This is a genomic window from Eudoraea sp. (genome assembly GCF_049665975.1).
GTDB lineage: Bacteria > Bacteroidota > Bacteroidia > Flavobacteriales > Flavobacteriaceae > Eudoraea.
Window position 1 is genome coordinate 1 of the sequence record NZ_JBATGR010000106.1, and the last position, 3,601, is coordinate 3,601.

The window sequence follows — 3,601 nt, forward strand, 5'->3', positions numbered from 1 at the left end:
GGCATTATCTGGTGTTTTTTTAGATAGATCTTCTTCCATTTGATCTTCTACTTTAGTCCTAACACCCACTTTTTCATTTTCCTGGCGTTCTTTGTCTTTATAGTACTGTAGTTCTGCATCCATAGCATCCAGGTCAATGCCATGAACATATTTGTCGTAAAGTTTTACTCTAATAAAGTAAACAAAGGGGATTACGACCATGCATACAGGTAATATCCACAATGTGTTTTCTATATCTACGATTTCATCATCATGGTAGTAAAAGACTTCTAAAATTTGGAAGGCATACATACATATAGGCACCAAAAGAATATGATACCACCAGTGCTTGTTGGTAAAGAACCATATCAATAATAAATAAAAAGGAACTAATTTACCTAATAAGAACCATGCATATGTATAGATATCAGCAAATCCATTCTTATCAATCGTCATTCCCAGGAAATTTATTGTGGCCTCCGGGTCTCTAGGTAAATAATAATATAATTTAAAAATGAAGGGAGCTACTATAATTAAAAAAATAGCAAGGGATTCTATATATAATCTTTTTTTGGCTTTTTTACTCTTGTCTGGAATGCGTTTCATTAAGGCAATAATTAAGGGGAATATATTGCTCTAACGAAAAAAAGGGCAATTTATGATTGCCCTTTTTAAAATATTATAGATTACACTATTTGCAGTCTCTGACTACTTAATTATAATTTTTGACTTCTCCATCGAATCTTTATCGAATTGATCTTCTATAACATTGTCGGGGGTCAAGGCTGCAGCCATCAGAATTAGGCAGGTGCAGATTCCAAAAAAAAGTTTCTTCGTGCTCATCGTAAATTGTTTTTTATTAAAGATTTGATTCGTTCTCACTAACAAATGTAGGAAAAAATACACTAACTAAATGCTATTTATCGGAAAAAAAGCACGTTTTAACGTAAAAACAGAACATTTTACCGATTATTTTACCGTTCATCGAATTTAAAACAATAAAAATGGACCCTTTACGATGTTCAAATCCCTATTTTTTGGTCAAATTGAGCTTCTATCTCCTTTTTGTAATTTTATGCTTTTGATCTTGACTTAAAACGGCTTGCATAATTCGTGATTTTAAATCTAAAAATTCTGTGAGCAAGTTTGGAAATATGCTTAATATTTTTAAACAATTTTTTATCAAATGAAATCAGATGGAATTGCAAATAGTTTTAAGTGCTTGTTATTCATCGGTATTTTTGCGCACTTTATCGGATTCGTAACTATTCGCTTTTCTCAAAAACTTTGTCCAAAACAAACAAAACCTGCTTAAATAATAGTTGCCAGATTATTATTTAGTGGATACGATTTCAATTTTACGGGTTACAGGATCAATTACCTCTATCGAAATATTCACGCAGTTTGGAGGAAGGAGTTTTGCAATTTTTTCTGGCCATTCCATAAAGATCCAGGCATCCTGATTAAAATAATCTTCAAGCCCCAGGTCCATGGCTTCTTCCTCGCTTTCCAAACGGTAAAAGTCAAAATGATACCCTAACAAATCCCCATCTCTAAGTTGGTATTCGTTTACAATCCCAAAAGTAGGGCTTTTGGCCTGATCACCTCCCCCTAAACTACGCACCATAGCTTTAATTAGTGTGGTTTTCCCGGAACCCATCTCTCCATAAAAACAAAGGGTTTTGGAGGTGGCATTATCCAGAATTTCTTTAGAGATCTCATCTAATTCCTGAATTGTATAGATTATTTTCTGCATATATAGGATAAAATCAGTATATTTAATAGTTTGGTATTTAATAAATGAATATAGTCAGTCTTTTTATTTGTTTATTAAAGTAAAAATAAATTCTAATATTAATATAAATTAGTTTTTATGGCACTAAAATATAATTGGCAAAAGAAATACAAGTCAGATATGCTTATAGCCCTTGTAATTGCCATTTTGCCATTTTTGGGATATACTCATCTACTATTTAGCAATGATAATACGTCAATTTTAATATTTGGGATCGAATTTTCTCATCCCTTGCTAGACAACAGCACTTTTGTTTGGTATCTTTTGAGAAGTATTATCCCTTTTACTTTACTAATGATATGGTTTACTACCCTTTCAATGAGATGGAAATATCTTATAATTCCTTTATCTGTACTGTACTTAAAAGACACATTGGACAATTTATTTGAACCAATTGGGAGGTACTCTTTTCATCTTTACTATTTGGAGATTTACTCAATTACAATTAAGGTTTTACTGATTTCATCAACAATTATTATTATCTTTTTTTTGGATTCTTTTTATTTCAAGCGCTATCGAAAAAGACAGTTAGAAATTTCCATTAAATCTTTAATGGGCGGAAACATAGGAAAATCAAACAATTTTTATCGAGAAAATTTTAAATCTTTGATTGAGAAAAGAAATAAAATAACCCGGACCAGCTATCTTCAAAAGATCTATAATGCTAAACTAATATTAGAAAATCTTCTTACTAGTCACACATGCTCAACAAACCATATAGTTAAGGTACATCGAGATCGCCTAAATTTAATAGTAGTGTGTTTATTGGTTTTTACAACGCTTCTTTGGTTTACACATTTTTTGATTCCTAAAAATAAACAAATATTGGATTTTGGAATAATCCAGCTCAGTAATAATGGATTTCTAAATGTGAGGACTTTTGTTTGGTTTTTGCTGCAAAAGTTGATTATCCTTATTCCATTAGTGCTGTGGTTTATTACCTGTCAGCAATGGTGGAAATACGCTATCCTTTCGCCAATAATTTTGTATTCTTACCAGTTTTGGGAGGCCACCCAAGATGTCTCGCTTTTGGATGCAGCTGGTAACATAAAGGCGTTCCCAGCCATATTTTGTGTTGTACTTCTTCTTTTTTTGATATCTAAAGCCATTAAATACCGGGTGGAAATATTAATAATGTATGATCATCTGGCGGAGGAGATAGAGGATCTTCTAAAAAATACTGATTTTAACACAAACAGCGTGCTTTACAAAAACGTAAAACGATTTAAAAAACTGAAAGAAGATATAGCCCAGGAATCTAATACGCAACAGCAATTAATAAAGCTTATAACTTTAAGGGAAGAATTGGTAAAACATTTAAACATCGATTATTAAAGTTATTCTTTTATGCGCTTCTGAGTTTTTTCAATTTCTTCGGTAACTTCTTTTAATAATCGTTTTAATTCCTCTTCCTGTTTTTCTTTAATTTTTCCCTCAATAAGTTGTTCAATCTCCTGTTTTCTGGTTTTGGGTAACTGATCAAAATCAAGGATTTCAGGTTCTTCCTGTTTTTTCAACATTTCACCTTCCCCGGTTATCAGCCAGGCTACATTAAGTTGAGGGTATACTTTAAGAATGTTTTCGATGACATCGCTGCCAATTGAGGCATTGTTTTTTTTCATTCTTAAGGTATATCCATTACTGGCGCCAATTGAAATATCAAATTGCCTTGCGCTGAGTCCGGCAAATTTAATAAACTGCATTAGGCGATCTATTGTTTTAAACATTACCTAGAAAATAATCGATATAAAATTTCATATTTCCAAAGATAGGGTTTTAAAAAGAGATAAAAAAGAACCCAATTCTCTAAAATTTTAATTAATTGTA

General features: G+C 31.7%; 5 protein-coding genes. 1 reads left to right on the top strand and 4 read right to left on the bottom strand.

Annotation, left to right across the window (positions count from 1 at the left end):
• From WBN20_RS04295 to tsaE, 3 genes are all read right to left on the bottom strand, one after another.
• Positions 1–585 (bottom strand): hypothetical protein (locus tag WBN20_RS04295; protein ID WP_424280823.1); only part of this gene is annotated, 585 nt, incomplete at its 3' end.
• Positions 586–687: 102 nt separating this feature from the next.
• Positions 688–822: a hypothetical protein gene (locus tag WBN20_RS04300; protein WP_424280824.1), complete on the bottom strand. Its 135-nt coding sequence runs from the start codon at positions 820–822 to the stop codon at positions 688–690.
• Between the two features lie 490 nt (positions 823–1,312).
• Positions 1,313–1,735: a tRNA (adenosine(37)-N6)-threonylcarbamoyltransferase complex ATPase subunit type 1 TsaE gene (gene tsaE, locus WBN20_RS04305; RefSeq protein WP_424280825.1), complete on the bottom strand. Its 423-nt coding sequence runs from the start codon at positions 1,733–1,735 to the stop codon at positions 1,313–1,315.
• Positions 1,736–2,599: 864 nt separating this feature from the next.
• On the opposite strand from tsaE, the gene WBN20_RS04310 reads away from it, so the two are divergent.
• Positions 2,600–3,109: a hypothetical protein gene (locus WBN20_RS04310; RefSeq protein WP_424280826.1), complete on the top strand. Its 510-nt coding sequence runs from the start codon at positions 2,600–2,602 to the stop codon at positions 3,107–3,109.
• Between the two features lie 2 nt (positions 3,110–3,111).
• Here the strand turns inward: WBN20_RS04310 and WBN20_RS04315 are convergent, their stop codons facing one another.
• Complete coding sequence (locus tag WBN20_RS04315) at positions 3,112–3,477, bottom strand: hypothetical protein (RefSeq protein WP_424280827.1); 366 nt, start codon at positions 3,475–3,477, stop codon at positions 3,112–3,114.
• Between the last annotated feature and the right edge of the window lie 124 nt (positions 3,478–3,601).

Bases quoted from the DNA above. Each gene is read 5' to 3' on its own strand.
- WBN20_RS04300 (WP_424280824.1), bottom strand. From the start codon at position 822: ATGAGCACGAAGAAACTTTTTTTTGGAATCTGCACCTGCCTAATTCTG.
- tsaE (WP_424280825.1), bottom strand. From the start codon at position 1,735: ATGCAGAAAATAATCTATACAATTCAGGAATTAGATGAGATCTCTAAA.
- WBN20_RS04315 (WP_424280827.1), bottom strand. From the start codon at position 3,477: ATGCAGTTTATTAAATTTGCCGGACTCAGCGCAAGGCAATTTGATATT.